Below are 24,211 nucleotides of genomic sequence, written 5' to 3'. Positions count from 1 at the left end.
ACGCTGCCGGGCGCATCGGGCACGATCCCTTCGCGCGCATTCTTCAGCATCGCCAGCGCATGCAGCGGAATATCGGGACGGCTCCACGCGTCGGGCGCCGGCGACAGATCGTCGGTATTGGTCTCGCCGTTGACCTTGAACACGCTGGCCGTGATTTTTTCGGCAAGGGCGGGACGGCTGGTGAACCACTCCGCCGCCGCCCAGGATTCGATGACTTCGCGCGCGTACGCATTGCCGGCGCGCATTTTTTCTTCGACGTCATGAAAAGCGTCGAACATCAGCAGCGTCGTCTTCAAGGCGCGGGCTGCCGCGGGTGCCACCGCCGCGTCGTCGAGCATGTCGATCAGCGGCTTGATATTGAAACCGCCGTGCATGGTCCCCAGCAGTTCCACCGCCTTGACGCGCGGCAAGAGCGGAGAGACGGCGCTGCCATCGGCGACGGCAGCCAGAAAAGAGGCCTTGACGCGAGCGGCGTCGTCCACGCCCGGCGGCACGCGATGCGTGATCAGTTCGAGCAGAAATGCCTCCTCGCCGGCCGGCGGTGCCTTGAGCAATTCAACCAGTTGCCCGGTCTGGGCAGCGGTGAGGGGCAAAGGGGGAATACCTTGAGCGGCACGCTCGGCGACATGCTGACGGTAGGCTAGTAACACGGCTTCATCCTCTCTCTTTTGTGCGGGCACACCTGAAAACCTCGCTGTCTTGCGTAAGCGGAGGCGGCAAAACGGCATCCTGTTACCTATAACACGCTTTGGCAGCGGCAAACAATTGGTGCGCCGCGTGTTTCGTCCAGCCGTTTTTTTCAGGGGATCCCCTGCGTTGAATGGTTGATCCCGGGCGGAAACCGCCACCGCCCCCCGAGAGGACGGGGCACGGAACAGGCTGAAGCGGCGGCGTTGATTTTTTCTGATTGCCCCGCGGCTGCAACCGCGGACCCCGCTTCCCTGTTGATTCATTCTACTTTGATGACAAGCGGAAGTGAAGAACAACCCTGCCGCTGCCCGATTAGCCCGGAACAAGGATAATTCGTCCTGCGCCGCACCTATCGCACCGATTTATGTTTTTGGCGGCGCAGCGCAAGTAGCGGTGCCCATGGGCCCGGCCCATGGGATATAATCGGGATGACGTGCCCGCCCACTATCGGAGCGAGCGGTCTTGACTGTCGCGAGGACCTTATGAGTCGCATTACGCTTTCTCGTTTTCTGATCGAACAGCAACGCCAGGGCGGCACGCTGCCCCCCGAGCTCCGCCTGCTGATCGAAACCATCGGCCGCGCCTGCAAGGCGATCAACCATGCCGTCAACCAGGGCGCGCTGGCCGGCGTTCTCGGCGAAGCCGGCACCGGCAACATCCAGGGCGAAGCCCAGAAAAAAATGGATGTCATCGCCAACGACTACCTGCTCGACGCCAATGAGTGGGGCGGCAGTCTGGCGGCGATGGCATCGGAAGAGATGGAGCTTCCCTATCACATCCCCGGCGAGTATCCGAAGGGGGATTACCTGTTGATGTTCGACCCGCTGGATGGTTCGTCCAACATCGACGTCAACATCTCGGTCGGCACCATCTTCTCCGTACTGCGCTGCCCCCCCGGCACCGTGAATCCGACCGAGGCCGACTTCCTGCAGCCGGGCACCAGGCAAGTCGCCGCCGGCTACGCGCTATACGGACCGCAGACCCAGCTGATACTGACTTTCGGCAATGGGGTATTCGGCTTCACGCTGGACCGCGAGCAAGGCGCTTTCGTGCTGACCACCCCGAATATGCGCATTCCGGAAAGCACTGGCGAGTTTGCGATCAACATGTCGAATGCAAGGCACTGGGAAGCCCCGGTCAAGCGCTATGTGGACGAACTTCTGGCCGGCAGCACCGGCCCGCGCGGCCGCGACTTCAATATGCGCTGGGTGGCCTCGATGGTGGCCGAAGTGCACCGCATCCTGACCCGCGGCGGCATCTTCATGTACCCGAAGGATGCGCGCGATCCGGAAAAACCGGGCAAGCTGCGCCTGATGTACGAAGGCAACCCGATGGCCTTCATCGTCGAGCAGGCCGGCGGCCTGGCGACCGACGGCCACCGCCGCATCCTCGACATCCAGCCGGGCAAGCTGCATGAGCGCGTGGCCGTCTTCCTCGGCTCACGCGAAGAGGTAGAGCGCGTCACCGGCTACCACGCGGAATAAACCCCGCAAACGGCGGGTTTCAACCCGCCGTTTGCGGGCCGCGGATGACAATTGTCATATCGGAAACGCCCGTGCTCGGCTAGGCTGCTGTATCGTGATGGATGCCCCCGGAGATCCCTATGCTGGAAATGCAGCACCTGATCGTCGCATTGATCGAACCATCGCACGTCCAATCGGTCATCGTCCGCCAGGCACTCGCCGAACTCGGCATCGACCAGGTCCGGGCTTACGGTTCAGGCAACGAATTTCTGTTCTCGCTCGAGAAAGAAACCCCCGATCTCGTCATCAGCGCCCTGTACCTGCCCGACCTGACCGGCACTGAACTCGTCTACATGCTGCGCGACGACCCGCGCACCACGGCGCTGCCCTTCGTGCTGCTGTCGAGCGAGACCAATCCCTACTATCTCGATCCGGTGCGCCAGGCCGGGACGATGGCCATCTTGCCCAAGCCCTTCTCGACCGGACAATTGAAAAGCGCGCTCGACAACACACTCGATTTTCTCAACACAGAGCTCGAACAGAGCGACGAGCACGACGACTTTGCCGAATTGATGGTGCTGATCGTCGACGACAGCTTGACCGCGCGCCGCCATATCCGCAGCATGCTGGAGAAACTGGGGTTCGAAAAAATATCCGAAGCGCGCAACGGGCTGGAGGCGATGCCGCTGCTCGAGCAGCACCTGTTCGACCTGGTGATCACCGACTACAATATGCCGCAAATGGATGGCCAGGCGCTGGTTGAGCACATCCGCACACGCAGCATGCAAAGCTCGGTTCCCATCCTGATGGTTTCGAGCGAGGATAACGAAGGACGTCTTGCCGCGGTCCAGTCTGCGGGCGTCTCGGCCATTTGCAACAAGCCTTTCGGAACGGCCCAGGTACGGCAGCTGGTTCATCGTTTCGTGACTCACCGCTGACCCCGCTCCGATACGGTTTTCGCATGCCGTATCGGAATGCCTTAACGCCGCAAGTCTGCCGCCGACTTGTAAAACAAATACTTATAAAGGCACATTGGCAAAACCTGTTGCCAATGTGCCTTTATTAGCGTAGTATTGCCCTTTTACGATTTACCCGGCATGGAAACAACCTCAGCCCGGGCAAACTCTTAGTTTCATCGCGTCCCTAACCTCTTTATCAGGCTTCGTCCACGGAATGACTTTCGTCCGGACCGCTGTTCGCCGCTTGCCTGGTTGGTGCCGATGAGTCATGCAGCCATTAGTCAGGCTGCGCAACCACCGCCTACACCCCAGGCCAAGTGAATCGCCGAACGCCACCGGCACGAAAGGATATTAATGCTGTTTTCCGAACTGGGCCTCACGCCCGAACTGACCTCCGCTCTCGACCAATCCGGTTTCACCACCCCGACCGACGTACAGGCACAAGCCATCCCCGCCGCACTGGCCGGGCGCGATCTGCTGGTTTCGGCACAGACCGGTAGCGGCAAGACCGCCGCCTTCCTGCTGCCCGGCATGGTGAAGCTGGCTCAGAAGTCGACGGGCAAGGGCATGGGCCCCCGCATTCTGGTTCTGACCCCGACCCGTGAGCTTGCGCAGCAGGTCGAAAAGAATGCGACCGAATATGGCGTCAACCTGCGCTGGTTGCGCACGGTCTGCCTGGTCGGCGGCGCCTCCTTCGGTTATCAGGTCCGTGCGATGTCGCGTCCGATCGATATCATGGTCGCGACCCCGGGCCGCCTGATGGATCATATGCGCCAGGGGCGTATCGACTTCTCGCGCCTGGAAATGCTGGTTCTGGACGAAGCCGACCGCATGCTGGACATGGGCTTCATCGAAGACATCGAAACCATCGTCCGCGCAACCCCGGAATCGCGCCAGACCGTATTGTTCTCCGCCACGCTGGACGGCAATATCGGCCGACTCGCCCAGAAGCTGACCCGCGATCCGCAGCGCATCGAAATCGCCCGCGCCGAAAGCGGCGGCAATATCGAAGAACATCTGCTTTACGCCGATGACAGTCGCCACAAGGAACGCCTGCTCGACCATATTCTGAAGGAAGCCGGTTTCGACCAAGCCGTGATCTTCACCGCGACCAAAGTCGGCTCGGAAGAGCTGGCCGACAAATTGTCGGATCTCGGCTACTCTGCCGCCTGCCTGCATGGCGATATGCCGCAAAACTGGCGCAACCGGACCCTGAACGACCTGCGCCGCGGCCGCATCCGCGTTCTGGTCGCGACCGATGTCGCCGCCCGTGGCATCGACGTACCGACGATCACCCACGTGATCAACTACGACTTGCCCAAGCAGGCTGAAGACTACGTGCACCGTATCGGCCGTACCGGCCGCGCCGGTCGTGACGGCGTCGCCATCACCCTGGCCGAGACCAAGGAATACCACCGCGTCCGCCGCATCGAGCAATATCTGAAGCGTCAGATCGTCGAGGGCGTGATCGAAGGCATGGAACCGACCCGTCGTCCGCCCAAGGGCGGCTCCTCGCGCGGCAAGCCGGACGGTCAACGCCGCAGCGGGTCCTACGCCGGTCGCAACGGCAAGCCGGGCAATGGCAGCAGCTACGCCAAGCGCAGCAGCAGTGGTCCGCGCCCGCAAGGCAGCCATCAGGGCAGCCGCGACCGCTGATCGCAGCGAATAGCACGCACCTTCCCGACCCCCGGCCTCCTGGCCGGGGGTTTTGTTTTTCAGCCGCGGCGCTCGGGCAACGAGCACGCCTCCACTATCGTGATCATGCCCGCCCTCGCCCAGCCGGGTACTGCACGCCCAGACCGACCCGTCGTCCGGGCACGAACGGCAAACCGCTTCGGACAAGCCCGCCACTACCGTGCACGACAGGGGAAGAGAGAAACAGGAACGTGCGGAAGCAGAAATACGCGGCCGGTTCGCCGCTGCGCAGAACCGGAGGCCGCCACGGCACCACCGCGACGGGCGACACCGGCCAGACAACGATGCGAATGATTGCAGTACAGACCGCCCCTCAGGGCTCGCCGAAAGCCTGCTCGAGCTCCGCCAGCGCCTGACGCGATGTGCGCACCGGCACCACCGCCCGATGCTCCACCACGCCGGCGCCCAGCTCGACCTCCTCGAAGCACAATTCGGTGGCCGCTTCGCCCGCCGCTTCGTTCAGCTTGATGCCGAAACGACTGAGATAGAGCGTGGACAAGGACATGCGGACAAAGTCGGCCGGGCGGTTGAGCATGTCGACCAACGCGGCGAGCAGGCCGTCAGGCGTCGCGAGCGGCCGCAATTCCGACAAGCACATCTTCACTTCGGCGCGACGGGCCTCCAGTTCCCCGCGACTGTCCGGCAACACCGGGCCATCAGCCTCCATCGCGTCGATCAGAACCGTACCGGGTGTCGTCAGACAGGAGAGTTTGAGTTCGATGCGCGTGAGTTCGACATCCAGGCTCAGCCGGGTCATTTCCAGCAGCTGCAGGCGTCGCGCAATCACATCGCCCAGCACATCCATGCTGCGCTCGCTCGACGTACCGAGCAGGGCCTCCAGCGATAGCGACGGAAATACCAGCTTGTGGTTGTCGAAACTGACCACGGTCTGCGCCACATCGCCGCGCAGCGTTCCATTTTCGTCGGCGATCCCGAAGCGCTGCGTCTCGCTGCGTTTCATCAGCAGCAGCGCAAACACCGTATCGCTGCTGGACGGGGAGGCGAAATACTCCTGCAATTCGGGACTACCGCGCAACAGGGCCAGCAAGCTTCCAGGCGAAGCAAAAAACAAACCGAGCCGGCTATCCTGACGAAATGCGCTCAGCGACAAATCGAGCGGATTTTGCATTGCCCCGGGCAGGGACTTGATATAGTCGAGGCTGAGCTTGACCGCGGGCAGCAGCGCCTTCTGATAGACAGGAACCAGGCGCAGGCGCGGATCGATCTTGTCCACCAGTTGCTCGATCGCCTGCTGGGCCAGCGCCTTCGACTGCCGGGCGCTGGGAGAGGATTCGCCGAAATGCCGCAAGAGATTGCCGAACATCATTGCCCCATCCGTAAAACAGCGATTTAAAACGACTCGTCCGCGCGCAGATAGCGCCATTGTCCGGGCGGCAAGTGTCCAAGCATGATCTTGCCGATGCGCACCCGCTTCAAACCGGTCACCCGCAGACCGACCAGCTCGCACATGCGCCGGATCTGGCGCTTCTTCCCCTGGCGCAGGACAAAGCGCAGCTGATCGTCGTTTTGCCAGCAGACCTCGGCCGGACGCAAGACCTCGCCGTCCAGCGAGAGCCCGTGATTGAGCAGGGCCAGCCCGTTCGGCGCAATCTCGCCGCTTACGCGCACCAGGTACTCCTTCTCGGTCTGCGCATTCTCTCCGATCAACTGTTTGGCGATCCGCCCGTCCTGGGTCAAGACCAGCAAGCCGACCGAATCGATATCGAGGCGCCCCGCCGGGGCCAGGCCCTTCAGCTGCGAGGGATTGAAACGCTGGGGACTGCGATCCTCCACCCAGCGGCTGCTGCCCGTGATCAGCGTCACCGCCGGCAAATACCCCTTTTCGGCCTGACCGGACACATAGCCGACCGGCTTGTTGAGCAAAATAGTGACGCGGGCGGACTGCGCATCGCGCGCCCGGCGGTCGACCTCTATTTTTTGATGCGGCAAAACCTTGACGCCGAGGATAGCCACTTCGCCATCGATTTTGACCCAGCCCTGCTCAATATAGCTATCGGCCTCGCGGCGCGAGCAAATTCCAAGCTCGGCCAGACGTTTGGAGAGGCGTACCGGTTCCATGCCAATTCCTGAATAAAAAAACGGCCCCCGTCCGATCGGCAGGCAATGCATCCTGATCCGGGCCCGGGAGCCGCCGGTTGATTTGATGACCCGCGGGCCTTGTCAGGCCCGCGGATCAGAAAAAACGCGGCGCGTCGCTGGTATGCATCGATCACACTGCTCAGCCGACGAACGACACTTCGCATTGTAGGGGATTACGAGGTCGGCGACCATGCCGTCACCCCTTCTCGCCGTAGCGGGAAAGCTGGACTATGATTCGGAATATCGAATAAAAACCATCAAAAACAATATTTGAATTAACATCTATAAACGTTTGTCATTCTCAGCCCGTGGGTAGCGATAGCATGTCAGCAGATTTTTCCAGCATGCGCATTCTTGTCGTCGACGATCAGACCCTGGTCAGGACTCTGGTCAGCCAGGCCGTGCGGACTCTGGGGTTTCGTTCGGAGAACATCCAGCAAGCTTTCGATGGCAATAATGCATTGCACATCATGGGGGTAAGGCAAGTCGATATCGTGCTCTGCGATATCCAGATGCAACCGCTCAACGGCCTCGATCTGCTCAAGGCGGTTCGCAGCGGCCGCACCAGCAATCCGCCCAATCTGCCCTTCGTTTTTCTGTCCGCCCATCCCGATCGCAGCAACATCATGACGGCGGCCAAATTGCATGTCGACGGCTTTATTGTCAAACCGCCGAAACCGGCGGACATCGAGAAAAACCTGGATGCCGCCTTCGCCCGCAAACGGCCTTCGATCGATCCATTCAGTTATATCCCCATCCCAACCGGCAGCGACTATGACTCGACCCTCTTCGGGCTATCGATGCTTCCGGAACAAAGCCGCGACCTCGACGCGATTCTGGCCGGCAACGCCTGTAGCGTGCCGCTGGACGAGGCGAAGCCCGAATCGCTGCTGGCTCAGGATCTGGTCACCCCCGACGGAGTCGTGCTCTTGCCGCGCGGCCTGCACATCAGCAGCATGCAACTGAAAGTCCTGCGCGACTTCCGTGAACTTTACCGTGTCGACTGCTTGTCCATCGCTACGCTCAGCCCCCGGGAACTGCACATCATGAGTCGTCTGCTCAACGGCTGACAGGAGGATCCGATGCACAACGCCAGTCTACGCGACCCCCACCCCCTGGCCATTGGCCGCAGCCTGATAGCCATCATGGCGCTGGTCGGTCTCGCCCAGTTACTGGCCTTTTCCCTGGCGGTGCAGAGTTCCTTGCAGGGTTTCCAAAGCACGACCGTCCTGTTGCGCGACGCCAGTATCAGCCACGACCTGGTACTGGCCACGGATTACACCGAGCGCGAACGCAATCTGACCCAAATCATGCTGGCGAGCCCCTCCCAGCGCACTCCCCTCCATCAGGGACAACTCGCCGGCATCCGACAGGAGGGCGATCGTCTGATGCGGCTCGCCCTGATGCATCTGAACGGCAGCTCGAATCGGCCAGCGCCCGAAGTCAGCCAGTCGCTGACCGAACAATGGAAGCAGTTCACAAGTCTGCGCCCCGCCAGCGATCTCGCCCTGCGCAGCAATACGGTTCCCGGCGACGAAACCCACCGGTTTCTGCTGACGCTGGCCACCATACGTCTGTTCGACGCCGCCGACCTGGCCCTGCACGAGCTGACCCGCGCATTGCAGAGCAGCGGCAATGGCGAGACGCTCCCCCGCCTCGCCCAGGCCAACTATATGCTGTGGAGCGCACGCGAGGCAGCCGAAGGCGAAGGCATCGCCCTGGTGCTGCGCGCGGCCTCGCGCCGCCCGCTCAATAGCACCGATGAAGAGAAACTGCTTCAGGACCGCAGCGGCGTCGACTACCTGCTCGAACAGTTGCAGCTTGAGGCGCGCTTTCTCAAGGACACCGAGTTTCTGCGTCAGAGCGCCTTGCTGATCCGGCACCTGATCGATGTCCGCCGGCTCGGCGACCAGCAACTGGATGCGCTACGCAACGGGCGTGAGCTGCCATACAGCGAACGCCACTACCTGGAGAATGCGGTACGTAACCAGGAGGCTTTTCTCGCCTTGTTCAATCATGCCGACCAGGCACTGAACCAGATGATCGATGCCAAACGCATCGAGTACCGCTACAAGCTTCTGCTCGACGCGATACTCGCCGCGTTCGCGCTGGCCCTCAACCTGGTGCTGCTGTTCTGGCTACGGCGCAAAGTGCTGGCGCCGCTGAATTTACTCAAGGCGATTCAGGATGCAACGCAGGAGGCGATCATTCTGGTGCTGCCCAGCGGCCACATCTATCTGGCCAATGCCGGAGCCGAGCGACTTTGGTTGATGGACAAAACGACATTGTGGCACAGCCGGCTCGAAACCCTGCTGCCGGACTTCGCATTGCCTCAAGAGCCGGCCGTGGTCGAAACCGAGGCACTGCGCAGCGACGGCAGCCGTATCATGACCCGCGCCCTGGCCAGCCGCGTAGCCCTGCCCGGCAAGCGCGAAGGCACCTTGCTGGTGATCCGCGACGAAGACCAACGCCATAGGGCCGTACTGCGCGAACGCCAGCACCAGGAAGTCATCCTGTCCATCACCTATATCCAGGAGCGGCTGTTTCATCCACTGGAAGCTTCCGGCGTCTTCTACGATCTGCTGTCGGTCATGCTTTACCACTGCTCGGCCGCCGAGGGCGCGCTGCTCGAGGTAGAGCACCACGAAGACGGCGACCGCTATCACGTGCATGCTGCGGCCACGTCGGCGCTGGACAAAATGCAAGAAGGAACGCTGCCGCTCGATCACTTGTTCGAGACCTTGTCGCCGCGCGATGGCTGGGTCGTGTGGCCGGTGACGCCTTCGGAGTCGATCAGCGGCATCGTCTGCCTCAAGACGCCCTCCATCGAAGGCAGGGAGTCGATACTGGAGCCGCTGCTCGGCGCCTACGGCAGCATCCTCGGTTTCGTGATCAACGAGACCTTGCGCCAAAAATCGGAACAACAGGTCCGCGATATCCTGGCCGAGCAGGAAGCCATGTTCTCGGCTTCGCCGACCGGCCTCTTGCTGCTGGATAGAAAACACATCATCGTCCGTTGCAACCCGACGGCCTGCGCGCAATTCGACATGCCCGACCAGGGCCTGCTCGGTCTGCATCCGACCTTGCTGCTGAAGGACAACGCCGCTTGGGAACGCCTGTCGGAACAGCTCGATCGGGTCAGCGCGGATGGCATGTCGGCCGTGACCGAACTGCCCTGCGTTTCCATCAACGGCAGGCCGCTCTGGGTCCTGTTCGAAACCCGGCGCCTGTACCACGACCAGCCCGAGCGCGGCACGCTGGTCTCCTGCGTCGATATCACCCAGAGCAAACTCGGCGAGATCGCCTTGCGCCAGGCACGAGACGAGGCCGCCGAGTCGCGGCAGCGCATGGTCGCCGCGATCGAAGCCACGCCGCAGCCCTTCGCCTTTTTCGACGAGAACGACCATCTGGTGCAATGCAACGAGCTCTACGCCCACCTGTTCTTCGGCGACACCACCCCGGCCGATCTGGTCGGACAGTCGTTCCGGCAGCTGCTGCTGAAATCGATCGAAGGCGGCGAGCAGATGGACCCCGGCTTCGGAGATCAGGAGAGCTGGGTAGCGGAGCGCATCCGGCGCCACCGCAGCGACCATAGCACCTATCTGCTCAAACTCGGCAACCGCTGGCTGCAGGCCAGCGACCGCCACATCCCCGGGCTGGGCGTCGTCAGTCTTCGCGCCGACGTCACCGAGATGAAGGCGCGCGAGCAGGAGCTGTTCCTCGCCAAAAACCAGGCCGATGCCGCCAACAAGGCCAAGAGTGCGTTCCTGGCGTCGATCAGCCACGAAATCCGCACCCCGATGAACGGGGTCATGGGCTTGCTCGAAATGCTGTCGCTCAGCCGCCTCGACAACGAACAGAAAGACACCCTGCACACCGCCCAGGAAGCCGCATACAGCCTGCTGCGCCTGATCGATGACATTCTGGATTTTTCCAAGATCGAAGCCGGCAAGCTCGACCTGATACTCACCACTGCGCCGCTCGGCGCATTGATGGAAAAGGTCCGCAGCCTGTATCAGGATCAAGCCTCCGCCAAGGGGCTCGGCTTCGATATCGACATCGACCCCGCTCTCGCGCCCTGCCACCGGGTCGACCCCTTGCGCTTGAGACAGATACTGCAGAATTTTATCAGTAATGCACTGAAATTCACCGACAGCGGGAATATCCGGCTGTCGGTCCAGGTCATGGCGACTCTGGAGGATGAGCAGATCCTGTGCTTCACCTGCAGCGACAGCGGGATAGGGATCAGCGCCGAAAACCTGACCCGCCTGTTCCAACCCTTCACCCAGGCCGAGTCCGATACCACGCGCCGCTTTGGCGGCACCGGCCTCGGCCTGGCCATCAGCCGGCGGCTGGCTGAGTTGATGGATGGCAGCATCGACCTCAGCAGCAAGCCCGGACAGGGCACGACTGCGCGCCTGATCCTGACGCTGGGCACGGCACCGGAACAGGACACCGCCGCGCATACCCACATGGCCGTTCAGGATGGGCCGCGTGCGCCGCAGCTGGCGACCCCCATCCTGTTCGCCGAAGACAACCCGACCAACCGCAAGCTGACGATCATGCAACTTGAGCGCATAGGCATCCCGTGCGAGGTCGCGGAAAATGGACGCCAGGCCCTCGACATGTGGCTGGCCGGCTCCTACTCGCTGCTGTTGACAGACTTCCACATGCCGGAGATGGACGGCCATCAGTTGGCGCGGGCCATCCGCGCGCTCGAAGCACAGCAGGATCCGCCACGGCGATCGCCCATCATCGCCTACACCGCCAATGCGGCACGAGAGGAAACAGAAGAGGCGGCCCAGGCCGGCGTGGACGAAGTCCTGACCAAGCCGATACGCATCGCCGAACTGGAAGCCTGCCTGCGCAAGTGGTTAAGCCTCGGCGCGCTGGAACCGGCGATGGCCGGGCCGGTAGCCGAACCCGTTGCCACGACGGCGCCGCTGGATCGCGAGGCGCTCTCGATTTACAGCCAGGGCAACCGTGAGGTGGAAAATGCCATCATCGCCGAATTCATGGACAGCGACGATGAAGACATGAGCGGGCTGCGGCTGGCCTACGACCGGGGCGATCATGCCGCAGTCAAATGGTTCTGCCACCGCATCAAGGGCGCTGCCGCGATGATCGGCGCCAATGCGCTCGCAGACAGCGCGCGCGCGATGGAGGCTCTGGCCGCTAGCGGGGCGGACCAGAGTCAGGCATGGGAGACACTGACAGGGCAGCGCGAGGCGCTGGAAGCCTGGTTTGCACGCGAAAGCGGGACCTGACCGGCCCCGCTTTCCATGCCCGCCACCGCGTCGCAGAAAGCGGCGCGGTGATCGCCGCTCAAACCGTGAGGTAGGACGACTGCTTCAGGCCACGGACGAACTCGGCAAAGAAGCTCAGCCGCTCTTCGGCGCTGATGTCGGCCCGATCGGTTTTTTCCTGGTAGCGAGCCAGGATTTCCTCCGGCGACAGATGCACGTAGCGCAGCATATCTTCGATGGTGTCGTGCTCTTCGACACCTGAAAACTCCAGGCGTCCGTTCTCGCGCACATAAACGTTGACCGAGTCGGTATCCCCGAACAGATTGTGCATGTCGCCAAGAATTTCCTGGTAGGCGCCGACCAGAAACACCCCGATCAGATATTCCTGTCCGGGGTCGACGTCGTGCACCGACATGCTGGCCTCTATGCTCTGCTGGTCGACATACTGTTTGACCTTCCCGTCCGAGTCGCACGTCAGATCCTGCAGCACCGCGCGCCGCGTCGGCTGCTCCTGCAGACGATGAATGGGCGCAATCGGCAATATCTGATCGATGGCCCAGGTATCGGGCAGACTCTGGAAAACCGAGAAATTACAGAAATACTTGTCGGCCAGCTTGTCGCTCAGTTCGTCGAAGACCTGACGCTGCGAGCGCTGCGAAACCTGCAAGCGGCTCTGCAGCCGACGGCACAGGACGGCGTGCACCTGCTCGGCGATCGCCTTCTCGCGCAGCGACACGCGCCCCGCCGCATACATGTCCGACACCTCGGCCAGGCAGTTGCAGGCCCGGTAATAGGCCTCGGTAAACATCTCTTCGCTATGGTGCCCGAGCAGTTCGTACAGGGTCGCGACCGGTTCGGGCAACGCGGCGATGTCGTCCACCTGCGGCAATTCGTCCGGCAGGCGTTCGACGTCGGTAACGTTCATGATCAAGACGGCATGGTGCGCCGTCATGGCGCGTCCGGACTCGGACAGGATGCACGGATGCTCAAGGCCGTTCTCGTCGCAGAACTCGGCCAGCATGGACACGATCACATGCGCGTATTCGCCCATATCGTAGTTGATCGACGACGAATTGCGCGAGTGCGTGCCATCGTAGTCGACGCCCAGCCCGCCGCCAACGTCGACATGATCGATGGGCAGGCCCATGCGCCGCAATTCGCCGAAATAGCGGATCGCTTCGCGGAAACCGGCGCGGTAATCGCTGATATTCGCAATCTGGGAACCCATGTGAAAGTGCAGCAGGCGCACGCAATCGCTCATGTCGGCGGCGGCCAGCTTGCCGGTCACCGAAATGAGTTGTGCGGCGGACAGGCCGAATTTGCCTTTTTCACCGCCGGTATCGGCCCATTTGGACGAGGCCAGCGACGACAGGCGCACCCGCACGCCGACATTCGGGCGCACATCGAGCAGCCGCGACTCTTCGATCACCAGATCGACTTCGGACTCCTTCTCGATCACGATGAACACGCGATGGCCGAGCTTCTGCCCGATCAGGGCCAGACGGATGAACTCGCGGTCCTTGTAGCCGTTGCAGGTGATGGTGCCCCCCTGTGGCGCGAGGGCCAGCACCGCCATCAATTCGGGCTTGGAGCCGGCCTCCAGACCGATGGAGACGTCGGGCGTGGCGATGATGCTCTTGATCACCGCTTCCTGCTGGTTCACCTTGATCGGGTACAAGGCGGTGTAACGATTGCGATAGTGGATCTTGGCGATGGCGCGATCGAAGGCGTGGCACAAGCGTGTCACACGATCCTGCAGGATATCGGGAAAGCGCACCAGAAGGGGAAGTTCCAGCCCTTTTTCACCGAGCGTTTCCGTCAGTTCGTACAGATCGATTTCACGGTCTTCGTTCACATTGGGGCGCACCACGATGCGACCTTTGTCGCCAACGTCGAAATAACCCGCCCCCCAGTGCCGGACGCCATACAGGCTCCGGCTATCAGCCACAGACCAAGCCATGAGAGTTCCCTCTTTGCTGCGATGGATAACCCCGCTCCAAGTTCGCGGCCAGCGGGGGGCCTGCGCAACGGAAACGATCCTGTCCCAAACCCGGCTGATCCGGTCTGTGGCCGATCGATTATCGGTACGCGGGCTCCTGGCAGCGAGACGCGGCTTGTCGGAGCGAAACAGATTGTATCTACCGCCGCCAGGCCTGCGCCCGACGACAAAACGAGCGCGGATTTTATCAATACCACGCGATATAACAAGCAAAAATTTTACCGCCGCACCCCGCGTCCGCCAGCCCTGGTCTCACAAGAGATCGCGCAAGCGATAGTACAGCATTCCCAGGGCCAGCACCGGTGCGCGCAGCCGCCTGCCTCCCGGAAAATCGCGATGCCGCAGACGACCGAACACGTCGAGACGCGACGTCTCGGCGGCAATGGCCTCCGCCACCACTTTACCCGCGACACCGGTCACATTGACGCCATGACCGGAAAAACCCTGCAGATAATAGACGTGATCCTGCAAACGTCCGAAATCGGGCGCGCGATTCATCGTAATGTCGCAAAATCCACCCCAGGCATAATCGATCGCGACATCGGCCAGTTGGGGAAACACACGCAGCATATCGCGTCGCATCGCGGCGGCCAGGTTGCGCGGCTCGTGACCGCTGTAACTGACCTTGCCGCCGAATAACAGGCGGTGATCGGCCGACAGCCGGTAGTAATCGAGCACAAAGCGGGTGTCGCTTACCGCCATATTGTTTGCGATCAGGCTGCGGGCTCTCTCTTCGCCCAGAGGCTGCGTCGCCACCATATACGTTCCCGCCGGCATGATACGGCGCGACAGCTGCGGCACCAGTTCTCCCAGATCGCAGTTGCAGGCCAGCACCACCTCGCCCGCCCTTACCGTCCCGCGCGACGTCGACAACTGCGGACGCGCTTGCGTCATCAACTGCCCTACCCGGCTATGCTCAAAGATGCGCACGCCGACGGCCTGCGCTGCACGTGCAAGGCCACGGGTATAGTTCAGCGGGTGCAGATGCCCGGCTTCGCTATCGAACAGGGCGCCGTGGTAGCGCTCGCTCGCCAGCTGCGTGGCCAGGCGCTCCCGTCCCCACAGCTGATAATGCCGATAGCCGTACACGCTGGCGGCGGTACGCTGCCAATCTTCGAGCCCGCGAACATGGCCGGGGCGCGTCGCGGCCGTGCAATAGCCGCGCGTCCAGTCACAAGCGATGCCATGCCGCGCCACTCTTTCGCCGACGATTTCGACCCCTTCCACCGACATATCCCACAAGGCGCGTGCGGCATCGTCGCCCGCCTGGGCACGAAGGGTCGCCATATCGCAGGAATAACCACTGATGACCTCCCCCCCGTTGCGTCCCGAAGCGCCGAACCCGATGACGGCCGCTTCCAGCAGTACGACAGAGTAGCCTTTCTCAGCGAGGTTCAAGGCTGCCGACAGACCCGCAAGCCCGCCCCCGACCACACACACATCGCAGAGGACGTCGCCCTCAAGCGCAGGAAATCCTTCCCAAGGGTGGGCAGTGGCGCTGTAGTACGATGGTACGGACGCTGGGTTCGTGCGATTCGGCATGACAGGCTCCGGAGGTCGGCAACACCTGAGTGCAATATGCAATAAGGTGGGATAACCGCAGCCTATCGTATGTTTAATAAATTACACAACCCGTCCATCCACGCATCCGCGCGGCAACCGGCTCAATCGCCGCGCCGCCGCTCGATAAACAAGCTACTGCCGGACGAACGCTTTGCCATCTTCTTGGTTTCCGCCGCCGCCGATGCGATTTCGTAATAGCTGGCGAAACGCCCCGGCTCGACCCCCAGCACGCCTATCGAAAGCGTGGTCAGCGGTACGAATACCGGCTCGCCGCGGCGATCGCGCACATGAAACCCGCGCGCGGCCTGATGCGCGGGCTCGAAGTAGGCCGCCACCTGACGATCGAAAGCCTGTAGCGTGCCGCGCAAGCGGGCTTCCCAATCCCCGCTCTGCATCAGGAGGACAAAATCGTCCCCGCCGACATGGCCGACAAAATCGCGCTCGCCATCGGCCTGTTCCAGCAACAGCCCGGCCAGCAGTTCGATCAACTCGTCGCCTGCAGCGTAACCGTACATATCATTGAACGGCTTGAAATTATCCAGGTCGGCATAAGCGACCACGAAGGGCAGCGACGACAGCAGCAGACGATCGATCGTCTCGTTGATCGGCACATTTCCAGGCAGGCCGGTCAGCGGGTTGGCATAGCGTGCGGCCGAAATCTGCAGTTCGGTGATCTTGCGCATCAGATCGAAGCCCGTGCCCATGCCCCGGTAGAAGCCCTGTTCCGTGATGATGAAGCCATCGCTCAAATACTTGCGTCCAGAGGCCACCACCCGCCCTGACAACTCTTGTATCGTCATCGAAGCCGGCACCACCAGCGGTTCCGGGTCCATCATCACGCAGCAGCTTTTCTTCGCGTACAGCTCGCGATTGAAGGGCCGGGCGAACCGTTCGAGAAAATGTTCGCGCCGCAACAGGCCGACCGGCACGGAGTTCTCCAGCACCGGAATCGCAAAGCAGTCCGGATTGTCGGCAAACAGGCGATACGCGGTGTCATTGTTGTCGGACAACTCGAGCGCACGGATCTCGATCAGAAGATCGGCCGCCACAGGCTGCTGCCGTGCCCTGCCGCGCGCGCCGGTCCACACCACACCATCTATCGAGGCCTTCATATCCAGCGCCGGCACGGCACACGGACGCGCAATCAGATAGCCTTGCCCATACTGCACCCCGAGATGGCGCAACACCCGCAATTCTGCCGCCGACTCGATTCCCTCCGCCACCAGAAACGCGCCGGACTGTTGCGCAATATCGACCATGGAACGGACAAACTGTTCCTTGAGGGGATCGTGCTGAATATTCTGAACAAAATGCTTGTCCAGCTTGACGAAATCCGGGCGCAATTCCGACCATAGCCTCAGGTTTGAAAACCCCTCCCCCAGATCGTCGAGCGCGATGCGGTAGCCTTGCTGGCGATAGCGCGCGGTCACTTGCTGCAAGTCCTGATAGCTGGCATTGGGCTGCGTTTCGGTCAGCTCGATGATGACCCGTCGGCAATCGAGCCCGATCTGGCGCAGATTGGAGCGCGTCTTGTCGGGCGAATGCTCGGGACTCAGCAAGGACTCGGGGTTGACATTGAGAAACAGCAGGCCCGGCAGCTTCAGTTCGACGAATCGCTCGGTGATGATGCGCCGGCAGACAAGATCCAGGCGTGCGGTCAGCCCGTGGCGGGCCGCCTGGGCAAACAACATGGTCGGGGCATGCAGGGCACTGTTGGACGGTCCGCGGATCAGCCCCTCGCAGCCGAGAATGGCGCCGGTATTCAGATCGACGATAGGCTGGAATACCGGATTGAGTCGCCGCTCGTTGAGAATGGCGGACAGCTCCTCGGCGTACGAAGGCGGGGCGGCGTCAAGCGCGCACTGCAGGGGTATAGCCATAATACGGAGGGACTGGCAAGAAAAGTAGCGTCACTCTATACCCAAAGTATGAATATCACGTTACATGACTTACTAGCGCTCTCGCATGCCACGATTCACCTTGACGCCACGGCCTCGCGCGCCACTAAAATGAAGCAGCAAGGAGAACGCCATGGGATTGATACGGCTCGACGGCCACGACATCTTTTACGAATTGAGCGGACAGGGTGAGCATACCTTGCTACTGCTCAACGGCATTACCATGGCCACCGCATCCTGGGCATTGCTGATGCCGATACTGGAAAACCGCTACCGGGTGCTGCGCCTCGATTTTCTCGGACAGGGGCAAAGCGCCAAGCCGCACACGGCCCTCCATACCATGGAGGAACAAGCGGACATCGTCGTGCGCCTGCTCGATCGCCTGGGGCTCAGCCGCGTCCATCTGCTTGGCCTGTCCTACGGCGGCATGGTGGCGCAGCACGTCGTGCACAAGCACGCCGACCGCGTGGACTGCCTTGTCCTGGCGTCGACTCTGGCCTGGTCGGATGCGGTCAATGCGGCCATGTGCGACAGCTGGATCGAGGCCAACCGGGTCGGAGGCATCGATCTGCGCTACACGATCAGCATCCCGTGGCTGTTTTCCTCGCGCTATCTGTCGCAACACGGCGACCATCTCCCCGAACTCAAGCGCCTGGCCGCCATGGTCGACTGGGATGCCGTCATCCGCCTGATCGAAGGGATCAAGCGGCACGACGCGCGGACCTGGCTCGGCAATGTGAACCTGCCGACACTGATACTGCTGGGCAGCGAGGACAGACTGACTCCGCGTTACCAGACCGACATTCTCGCATCACTCATCCCGCGCGCCCGGCTGGAGATCCTGCCCGGCGCCGGACACGTACTGCACCTGGAAGCCGCAGGCGCCATGGCCAACGCCATTATCGCTTTCTGCCCATATTGACAGGATCTCATCATGACTGACCCGATCACTCTGGCTGTCGACCCTCGCGGGGTCGCCACGGTCACACTGAACCGTGGCGAGCTGCATAATGCGCTCGACGGCGATAGCACCGCCTACCTCATCGCGGTACTGGAAACGCTGGCCGACGACGACAGCGTCAAGATCGTCATACTGACCGGCAGCGGCATCAGTTTCTCCGCCGGCCACGATATCGACTGGCTGAGACGCCAGGCCGATTTTACCGAAGAAGAACTGAGCCGCGACGCAAGCCTGCTTTCCCGTCTGCTGGAGACGCTGGACTCGCTCCCGCATCCGACCATCGCGCGGGTTCAGGGTTCGGCCTTCGGCATCGGCGTCGGACTCGTCACCTGCTGCGACATCGCCATCGCCGCGTCCGGCGCCCTGTTCGGCTTTTCCGAAGTCAAACTGGGAACCGTGCCGGCCGTCTCCGTACCCTACCTGATTCGGACCATAGGCGCGCGCGCGGCCCGGCGCTACCTGATCAGCGCCGAGCGCTTCAATGCCGGCAAGGCCAAACGGCTGGGCGTGCTGCATCAGGTGGTCGAACTGGAAGAACTCGACGCCGCGGTCGAGCAAGCGGTCCATCAGTTGCTGCTCAACGCACCGCAGGCAATGCGCGAAGCGAAGAGTCTGGTCAACCGCTTGTCCGGGCTGGGAGTCGGCAGCGAAGCGCGGACCGATGCGATCGCCACCCTGACCCGGGTCAGGCAGACGGCGGAAGGCAAAGAAGGCATCGCCGCCTTTATCGAGAAGCGGGCGCCGGGCTGGCTGAAGCCTTGAACGGGCCGGCAACGGCCCGGCTTCAATTGATATAGTTGAACAGCGATAGTCCCGTCACTTTGACATAGGCCTGCTGTGCATATTGCAGGGATGTTCTTGTCATTGAAAACTGACTGATGGCTTTCGGCATGTCCAGATTCTGGAGATTGCCGATCGCCTGCTGAAACTGATCGTCGAGACTGGTGCTCGTCGTCTCCGCCACCTGCGCCGCCTGCTGCTGGGCGCCGATGGCGGCGCCGGCGGTCTGGATCTGCGTCTGGGAATCCGCCAGTCCGCTGATGATGCTCGACAACTGGCTGTCGTAAGTCGCCGGCTTGGGGTCTTGCTGCAGCAAATTGGACAAGGCCTGGATATTCGAGAAAACCGTGGGCGGATTGCTCGGATCACCGAAAATGAGGGTACCGGCTTCGCTGATCGGTACCGTTTGCGAGTCCGTGATCGCAAGCTGCCGTTGTCCGGTATCGCCCTGGTAGGTCACATTCATCGCCGGGTCGGCGATGAATGGCGGTTTATCGAGCTGGTTGCCGCCAAACAGGTAGATGCCGCTACCGTCCGTCGCGTTAGCGTTGCTGATCAGCGCCGCGAATTTCTGCGCGAGTTCCGACTGCATGTCCAGCCGCTGCGGCGCTGCCAGCGAGGCATTGCCGGCCTGGATCGCCAGCGTCTGAATCTCGGTCACCAGATTGGTCGCATTCTGCACCGCCGTCGAAGCAAACGACAGCTGTGACTGCGCGGTCTGGCTATTGGTCTTGAATTGATCGTTGCGACCGCTGGACTCGTTCAGCTGCAGAATCTCGGTCGCCGCCACCGCATCGTCCGAAGGCGTCACGATACGCGTTTGATTGTCGATCTGCAGCTGCTGTTTTTGCAGCGAAGACTGCAAATTGCTCATATCGTAGGCGCCAAGCGCAAAAATCGAGGCCGAACTGATTCGCATGATAAAACCTCCCGGCTATCAGTTGAAGATAGCCAACAACTGCCCAAAGACTGTCTGCGCCGTCTGGATGACCTTGCTGCACGCCTGATATTGCTGTTGCTGCTGTATCAGCAAAGCCGCTTCCTGATCGAGATTGACCCCGGAGAAATTCGACTGCGCGGTGGTGGCCTGCTCCAGCGCCGTCTGCGAGGCCGCCTGCTGCAGCTTGGTCGAGCTGGTGGCCGACCCGACCGCGCTGACCGTGGTGCTGTAGGCATTGGCAAACGTCTGCAGACCCGAGCTGCTGCCATTGCGGTTATTGTCGACGACGGTCTTGGTCTGCAGCCGCGCCAGTTGCATCAGATTGCTGTTGTCGCCGCTACCGAAGGTCGATGCGGTATTCGGCTTGATCGTGAACGACATGCCCCCCGTCATCTGGGACGAGGTACTGAAATTGATGCCGAGATCCTTGCCGCTGGCGTCGACGATCTTGTAGCCGTTCTGCGTGGTCGGGTCGACCACGACGTTATAGGTGCCGGGGGCGGAGCCGCCGCTGATCGTCGCCGTGATATTGCTCGCACTCGTCGCGCTGACCGCGATGCCGCTGATGCCGATGGACGGGTGGGTCGTGCTGTCAGGCGGCGTCGTAGTGCTGGTCCAGCCGTAGGAAGCGGGCAGGGTCGCTTCGACGCTGGTCACCACCGCCCCGCTCGAGCTGGGGCTGATCGCGCCTGCCGTCATGTTCGATGCCGCCGCGATCAGGGTCGGATCCCCAGCCGTCACACTCATGTTCGCGATGGCATCCGTCGGCTTGGTCGCGAACGACGTCAGATCCGAAAACAGATTGCCGCCGGGATTGCCATTCAGGTCCAGCCCCAGTTTATTCTGGTAGTTCAGGGACGTCGTAAGGTCGATCGCCAGATTGCCCAGCCTGTTCTGGGCAGAAATCAGGGTATTGTCCCGAAAATCGAGCAAGCCGCCCAACTGCCCGCCCTTGAGCAGCGAATCGGCGAGCTGGGTCGTGGTTCCGTTCGGATTATCCAGCACGACATTGACGTTGGCCGGGTCGCTCGGATTGGGAAGCGTCGACATCTTGCTCGTGGTCGTGCCCAGTACCAGGGTCTGCCCGTTGCCGATGAACACGCTGTAGCTGCCATCCGCCTGGGTCACGGACGTTGCCTTGACCAGTTTGTTCAACTGCAGCACCGCCTGGTCGCGTTGGTCGAGCAGGTCATTCGGCTCATGGCCGGAGCCGGCGCCGGAAAGCGCCATGATGCGGCCGTTCAGATCGGCGATATTGGTCGCCAGCGCGTTGATGCTGTTGATGCTGTCGCTGATCTGGCCATTGGCACTGGCCTGAAGCTGCTGCAGCTGCGTATTCATGCCCTTGAACTGCGTCACCAGGCCTTCCGCGCTGCTGATCACAGCCTGGCGGCTGGGAATCGATGCCGGATTCTGCGACAAGGTCTGCACGCTACCGAAATAGGTCTGCATGCTGGAGTTCAGACTCTGCGACGAATCGCCCATCAGATTGTCGACCTGGCTCAACATCGACAGCATGCTCGAATTATGCGAGTCGGCCGCCTGCGCCGTCTGCAGTTGCGTGCCGAGAAAGGAGTTATAGGCGCGGCCTACGTCGGTAACGTCGACGCCCTGCCCCGTAAAGCCATAGCCCTGGCCGAACGGCTGCGCGGCGGCCTGATAAGCCGTCTGCGTCGAATACCCTGGTGTACTGGCATTGGTCACGTTGTGGCTGGTCACGCCCAAATTGACCTGCGCCGCTTTCAAGCCGCTGACACCGATAGAAAAAAGACTTCCGCCCATGATTCACCTCTACTTCAGATATCGACCGTCCGGCACGGGACTTGAGCCCGGGCCTCAGGCGCCGTATTGCGCCAACGAAGACATGACGTCGACCAGCTTGCGCGCGTAACGCGGATCGGTTGCGTAACCGCCCGTTTGTAAACCTTGTGCATACCCCTGGATATTGCGCCCCTGATTCAGCACACTGCGATACCGTGGCGACGTACCCAGCAGACTCGCGTAATCGCCGAGCGCCTCCTGGTAGTTCGCATAAGAGCGGAAAGTCTCAACCTTGCGCTGCGCGCTGCCGTTCACAAACTCGGTCGTCGCCACCTGCGTCGTCGCGCCATGCCAGTCGCCGCCGGCTTTCACACCGAACAGATTGTGGCTGTTGCTGCCGTCCTGGTTGCGAATGATGCGTTTGCCCCAGCCGCTCTCCAGCGCGGCATGCGCCACCACCAGCTGCGGGTCCACGCCGAGCTGCCTGGCTGCGGTGCCGGCTTGCGGCAGCAAGTTCTGGACGAATTGGCGTGCGCCTTGTGCCGAATCGGCATCCCCCACCGCGCCGCGGCCATACTGCGCCTGCTGGTATGCTTGCAGCGAGCGCGACAGCGAGGGGGCATTGGCCGCCGATGTCGGCAGAACATCGCCCCCGGGATCGGCGCCTACCATTTTTCCGATTTGCTTTTCCAGCATCTTGGCCAGGCCGATGCCGTTTCCCTGTGTCAGCGACTGCACCAGTTGCTGGTCGAGCATGCCGCGGTAGGTCTGCATCTCGCTGCTTTGCTCATCGTCGCTGTAATGGACTTCGCGCACGGTCTTCATCAGGTTGTCGAGAAACATGGCTTCGAACTGCCGGGCAACCGCGCCAACCGCCCCCTTGGGGTCGGCGGACGCACGCGACGACAGGGCGGCCAGACCCTGCGGGTCGACCGCCAACGACTGCACCGGCGACAAGGAACTCGGAAATTGAGTGGACATGAACCCTCCTGACCCCGTCTTACAGCAATAACCGGGCCAGGGCAAGCGCGATCAGATAATCTGCAATTCGGCGCGCAGCGAACCGGCGGCTTTCATCGCCTGCAGAATGGTCACCAGGTCCTGCGGCGAGGCACCAAGGGCGTTGAGCGCACTGATCACCTGATTGAGACTGGCGCCGCGCGGCACCGAGATCACCTTGCCAGCAGCCGCAGTGATATTGATATTGGCGTTATTGGTCGTCACCGTATTGCCGTTCGACAGCGGGTTTGGCTGACTGACTTCGGGCGTGCTGTTCACCGTCACAGTCAGATTGCCATGCGCCACCGCGCAGGGCTCGAGACGGACCGCCTGGTTCATCACGATAGACCCGGTACGGGCGTTGATAATGACGACAGGGGAAAGATCTGCCGGGTTGACGGCAATATTTTCCAGCTGCGACAAAAACTGGACGCGCTGATTGCTGTCGAACGGCGCGCGCACCTGCACCAGCCTGCCATCCACCGCGCGCGCGGTCGCACCGCCGAATTCGCGATTGATCGCCTGCACCACGCGATTTGCTGTCGTAAAGTCGGTAGTCAGCAGTTCGAGATTGATGAAATCGCCGCTTCCCAGGGCATTGGGAACCTCGCGCTCGACCGTCGCCCCCTCGGGAATACGCCCCACGCTCAGCGAGTTCACCTGCACACTGCTGCCGCCGCCGGATGCGCCGGCGCCGCCGACAATGACATTACCCTGCGCAATCGCATAAATCTGCCCGTCGGCACCTTTCAGCGGCGCCATCACCAGAGTGCCGCCCCGCAAGCTCTTGGCATCGCCGAACGACGACACCGTGATATCCAGCGTCTGCCCCACCCGCGCGAACGGCGGCAAGGTGGCCGTCATGATGACGGCGGCGGAATTCTTGGGGTCGACCTTGGTTCCGGCAGGCAGTTGCACGCCAAGCTGGTTGAGCATCAGCGTCATCGACTGGCCCGTGAACGGCGACGAATTGGTCTTGTCGCCCGTGCCGTCCAGACCGACCACCAGACCGTAGCCGGTCAGTTGGTTGGGACGCACCCCGCCGATATTGGCAAGATCCTTGATGCGTTCGGCAGCGACAGCCCCGCCTGCCAGCGAGACGGCCAACAGCAGTATGAGAAATCGTTTCATTGCCTGTCCTGCCTATCCGGGCCACC

The 24,211-nt window shown here is 61.9% G+C and carries 16 protein-coding genes and 1 pseudogene; 7 read left to right on the top strand and 10 right to left on the bottom strand.

The window, feature by feature from the left end; all coding sequences use genetic code 11:
* A pseudogene (locus G520_RS0108920) lies at positions 1-650 on the bottom strand (bifunctional aconitate hydratase 2/2-methylisocitrate dehydratase); the annotation flags it as partial.
* Positions 651-1,172: 522 nt separating this feature from the next.
* Here G520_RS0108920 and G520_RS0108915 point away from each other — a divergent pair.
* The 3 genes from G520_RS0108915 to G520_RS22235 all read left to right on the top strand — a co-directional run bounded on the left by G520_RS0108915 (position 1,173) and on the right by G520_RS22235 (position 4,768).
* Entirely contained in the window at positions 1,173-2,174 is a 1,002-nt protein-coding gene (locus G520_RS0108915) for a class 1 fructose-bisphosphatase (protein WP_028535344.1), read from the top strand.
* Between the two features lie 119 nt (positions 2,175-2,293).
* Positions 2,294-3,091, top strand: a complete 798-nt coding sequence (locus G520_RS0108910) for a response regulator (protein WP_028535343.1) — start codon at positions 2,294-2,296, stop codon at positions 3,089-3,091.
* 369 nt (positions 3,092-3,460) lie between these two features.
* Positions 3,461-4,768, top strand: coding sequence for a DEAD/DEAH box helicase (locus G520_RS22235; RefSeq protein ID WP_211222794.1), 1,308 nt, complete (start codon positions 3,461-3,463; stop codon positions 4,766-4,768).
* 352 nt (positions 4,769-5,120) lie between these two features.
* On the opposite strand, the gene G520_RS22230 is transcribed toward G520_RS22235, so the two are convergent.
* A complete protein-coding gene (locus tag G520_RS22230; RefSeq protein WP_051229288.1) occupies positions 5,121-6,134 on the bottom strand; it encodes a hypothetical protein in 1,014 nt (337 codons plus the stop codon).
* 23 nt (positions 6,135-6,157) lie between these two features.
* Positions 6,158-6,886, bottom strand: coding sequence for a pseudouridine synthase (locus tag G520_RS0108895; protein WP_028535342.1), 729 nt, complete (start codon positions 6,884-6,886; stop codon positions 6,158-6,160).
* Positions 6,887-7,230: 344 nt separating this feature from the next.
* On the opposite strand from G520_RS0108895, the gene G520_RS22225 reads away from it, so the two are divergent.
* Together G520_RS22225 and G520_RS23940 are read left to right on the top strand one after the other, a co-directional pair.
* Positions 7,231-7,977 (top strand): response regulator, encoded by a 747-nt coding sequence (locus G520_RS22225; protein WP_051229287.1) that lies wholly within the window; start codon positions 7,231-7,233, stop codon positions 7,975-7,977.
* A gap of 12 nt (positions 7,978-7,989) precedes the next feature.
* Positions 7,990-12,174, top strand: a complete 4,185-nt coding sequence (locus G520_RS23940) for an ATP-binding protein (RefSeq protein ID WP_051229286.1) — start codon at positions 7,990-7,992, stop codon at positions 12,172-12,174.
* Positions 12,175-12,232: 58 nt separating this feature from the next.
* On the opposite strand, the gene speA is transcribed toward G520_RS23940, so the two are convergent.
* The 3 genes from speA to G520_RS0108870 all read right to left on the bottom strand — a co-directional run bounded on the left by speA (position 12,233) and on the right by G520_RS0108870 (position 17,595).
* Positions 12,233-14,113 carry an arginine decarboxylase gene (gene speA, locus G520_RS0108880; RefSeq protein WP_028535341.1) on the bottom strand — a complete coding sequence of 627 codons (1,881 nt, stop codon included), beginning with the start codon at positions 14,111-14,113 and terminating at the stop codon, positions 12,233-12,235.
* Positions 14,114-14,404: 291 nt separating this feature from the next.
* Positions 14,405-15,694 carry an NAD(P)/FAD-dependent oxidoreductase gene (locus G520_RS0108875; RefSeq protein ID WP_028535340.1) on the bottom strand — a complete coding sequence of 430 codons (1,290 nt, stop codon included), beginning with the start codon at positions 15,692-15,694 and terminating at the stop codon, positions 14,405-14,407.
* 122 nt (positions 15,695-15,816) lie between these two features.
* Positions 15,817-17,595: an EAL domain-containing protein gene (locus G520_RS0108870; RefSeq protein WP_028535339.1), complete on the bottom strand. Its 1,779-nt coding sequence runs from the start codon at positions 17,593-17,595 to the stop codon at positions 15,817-15,819.
* Between the two features lie 151 nt (positions 17,596-17,746).
* Between G520_RS0108870 and G520_RS0108865 the strand changes: the two genes are divergently transcribed.
* Together G520_RS0108865 and G520_RS0108860 are read left to right on the top strand one after the other, a co-directional pair.
* Entirely contained in the window at positions 17,747-18,535 is a 789-nt protein-coding gene (locus G520_RS0108865) for an alpha/beta fold hydrolase (protein ID WP_028535338.1), read from the top strand.
* A gap of 12 nt (positions 18,536-18,547) precedes the next feature.
* Complete coding sequence (locus G520_RS0108860; protein ID WP_028535337.1) at positions 18,548-19,336, top strand: enoyl-CoA hydratase-related protein; 789 nt, start codon at positions 18,548-18,550, stop codon at positions 19,334-19,336.
* A 22-nt stretch (positions 19,337-19,358) separates the two neighbouring features.
* Here the strand turns inward: G520_RS0108860 and flgL are convergent, their stop codons facing one another.
* From flgL to G520_RS0108840, 4 genes are read right to left on the bottom strand one after another with little or no spacing between them, the layout of a single operon-like run.
* Positions 19,359-20,273, bottom strand: coding sequence for a flagellar hook-associated protein FlgL (gene flgL / locus G520_RS0108855; RefSeq protein WP_028535336.1), 915 nt, complete (start codon positions 20,271-20,273; stop codon positions 19,359-19,361).
* An 18-nt stretch (positions 20,274-20,291) separates the two neighbouring features.
* Complete coding sequence (flgK, locus tag G520_RS0108850) at positions 20,292-22,076, bottom strand: flagellar hook-associated protein FlgK (RefSeq protein ID WP_028535335.1); 1,785 nt, start codon at positions 22,074-22,076, stop codon at positions 20,292-20,294.
* Positions 22,077-22,130: 54 nt separating this feature from the next.
* A complete protein-coding gene (gene flgJ / locus G520_RS0108845; protein ID WP_028535334.1) occupies positions 22,131-23,036 on the bottom strand; it encodes a flagellar assembly peptidoglycan hydrolase FlgJ in 906 nt (301 codons plus the stop codon).
* A 51-nt stretch (positions 23,037-23,087) separates the two neighbouring features.
* Entirely contained in the window at positions 23,088-24,185 is a 1,098-nt protein-coding gene (locus tag G520_RS0108840; protein ID WP_028535333.1) for a flagellar basal body P-ring protein FlgI, read from the bottom strand.
* Positions 24,186-24,211: the final 26 nt, after the last annotated feature.

It is taken from the genome of Paludibacterium yongneupense DSM 18731, from assembly GCF_000422925.1.
GTDB classification, from domain to species: domain Bacteria; phylum Pseudomonadota; class Gammaproteobacteria; order Burkholderiales; family Chromobacteriaceae; genus Paludibacterium; species Paludibacterium yongneupense.
Note: the sequence above shows the minus strand (reverse complement) of the source record. Positions and strands in the feature narration are given on the sequence as shown.

Excerpts from the sequence above, each read along its gene's own strand:
- G520_RS22225 (WP_051229287.1), top strand. The coding sequence starts at position 7,231 with ATGTCAGCAGATTTTTCCAGCATGCGCATTCTTGTCGTCGACGATCAG.
- G520_RS0108865 (WP_028535338.1), top strand. The coding sequence starts at position 17,747 with ATGGGATTGATACGGCTCGACGGCCACGACATCTTTTACGAATTGAGC.
- G520_RS0108910 (WP_028535343.1), top strand. The coding sequence starts at position 2,294 with ATGCTGGAAATGCAGCACCTGATCGTCGCATTGATCGAACCATCGCAC.
- G520_RS0108875 (WP_028535340.1), bottom strand. The coding sequence starts at position 15,694 with ATGCCGAATCGCACGAACCCAGCGTCCGTACCATCGTACTACAGCGCC.
- G520_RS0108915 (WP_028535344.1), top strand. The coding sequence starts at position 1,173 with ATGAGTCGCATTACGCTTTCTCGTTTTCTGATCGAACAGCAACGCCAG.
- flgL (WP_028535336.1), bottom strand. The coding sequence starts at position 20,273 with ATGCGAATCAGTTCGGCCTCGATTTTTGCGCTTGGCGCCTACGATATG.
- G520_RS0108840 (WP_028535333.1), bottom strand. The coding sequence starts at position 24,185 with ATGAAACGATTTCTCATACTGCTGTTGGCCGTCTCGCTGGCAGGCGGG.
- G520_RS23940 (WP_051229286.1), top strand. The coding sequence starts at position 7,990 with ATGCACAACGCCAGTCTACGCGACCCCCACCCCCTGGCCATTGGCCGC.
- speA (WP_028535341.1), bottom strand. The coding sequence starts at position 14,113 with ATGGCTTGGTCTGTGGCTGATAGCCGGAGCCTGTATGGCGTCCGGCAC.
- flgJ (WP_028535334.1), bottom strand. The coding sequence starts at position 23,036 with ATGTCCACTCAATTTCCGAGTTCCTTGTCGCCGGTGCAGTCGTTGGCG.
- G520_RS0108870 (WP_028535339.1), bottom strand. The coding sequence starts at position 17,595 with ATGGCTATACCCCTGCAGTGCGCGCTTGACGCCGCCCCGCCTTCGTAC.
- flgK (WP_028535335.1), bottom strand. The coding sequence starts at position 22,076 with ATGGGCGGAAGTCTTTTTTCTATCGGTGTCAGCGGCTTGAAAGCGGCG.
- G520_RS0108860 (WP_028535337.1), top strand. The coding sequence starts at position 18,548 with ATGACTGACCCGATCACTCTGGCTGTCGACCCTCGCGGGGTCGCCACG.
- G520_RS22230 (WP_051229288.1), bottom strand. The coding sequence starts at position 6,134 with ATGATGTTCGGCAATCTCTTGCGGCATTTCGGCGAATCCTCTCCCAGC.
- G520_RS0108895 (WP_028535342.1), bottom strand. The coding sequence starts at position 6,886 with ATGGAACCGGTACGCCTCTCCAAACGTCTGGCCGAGCTTGGAATTTGC.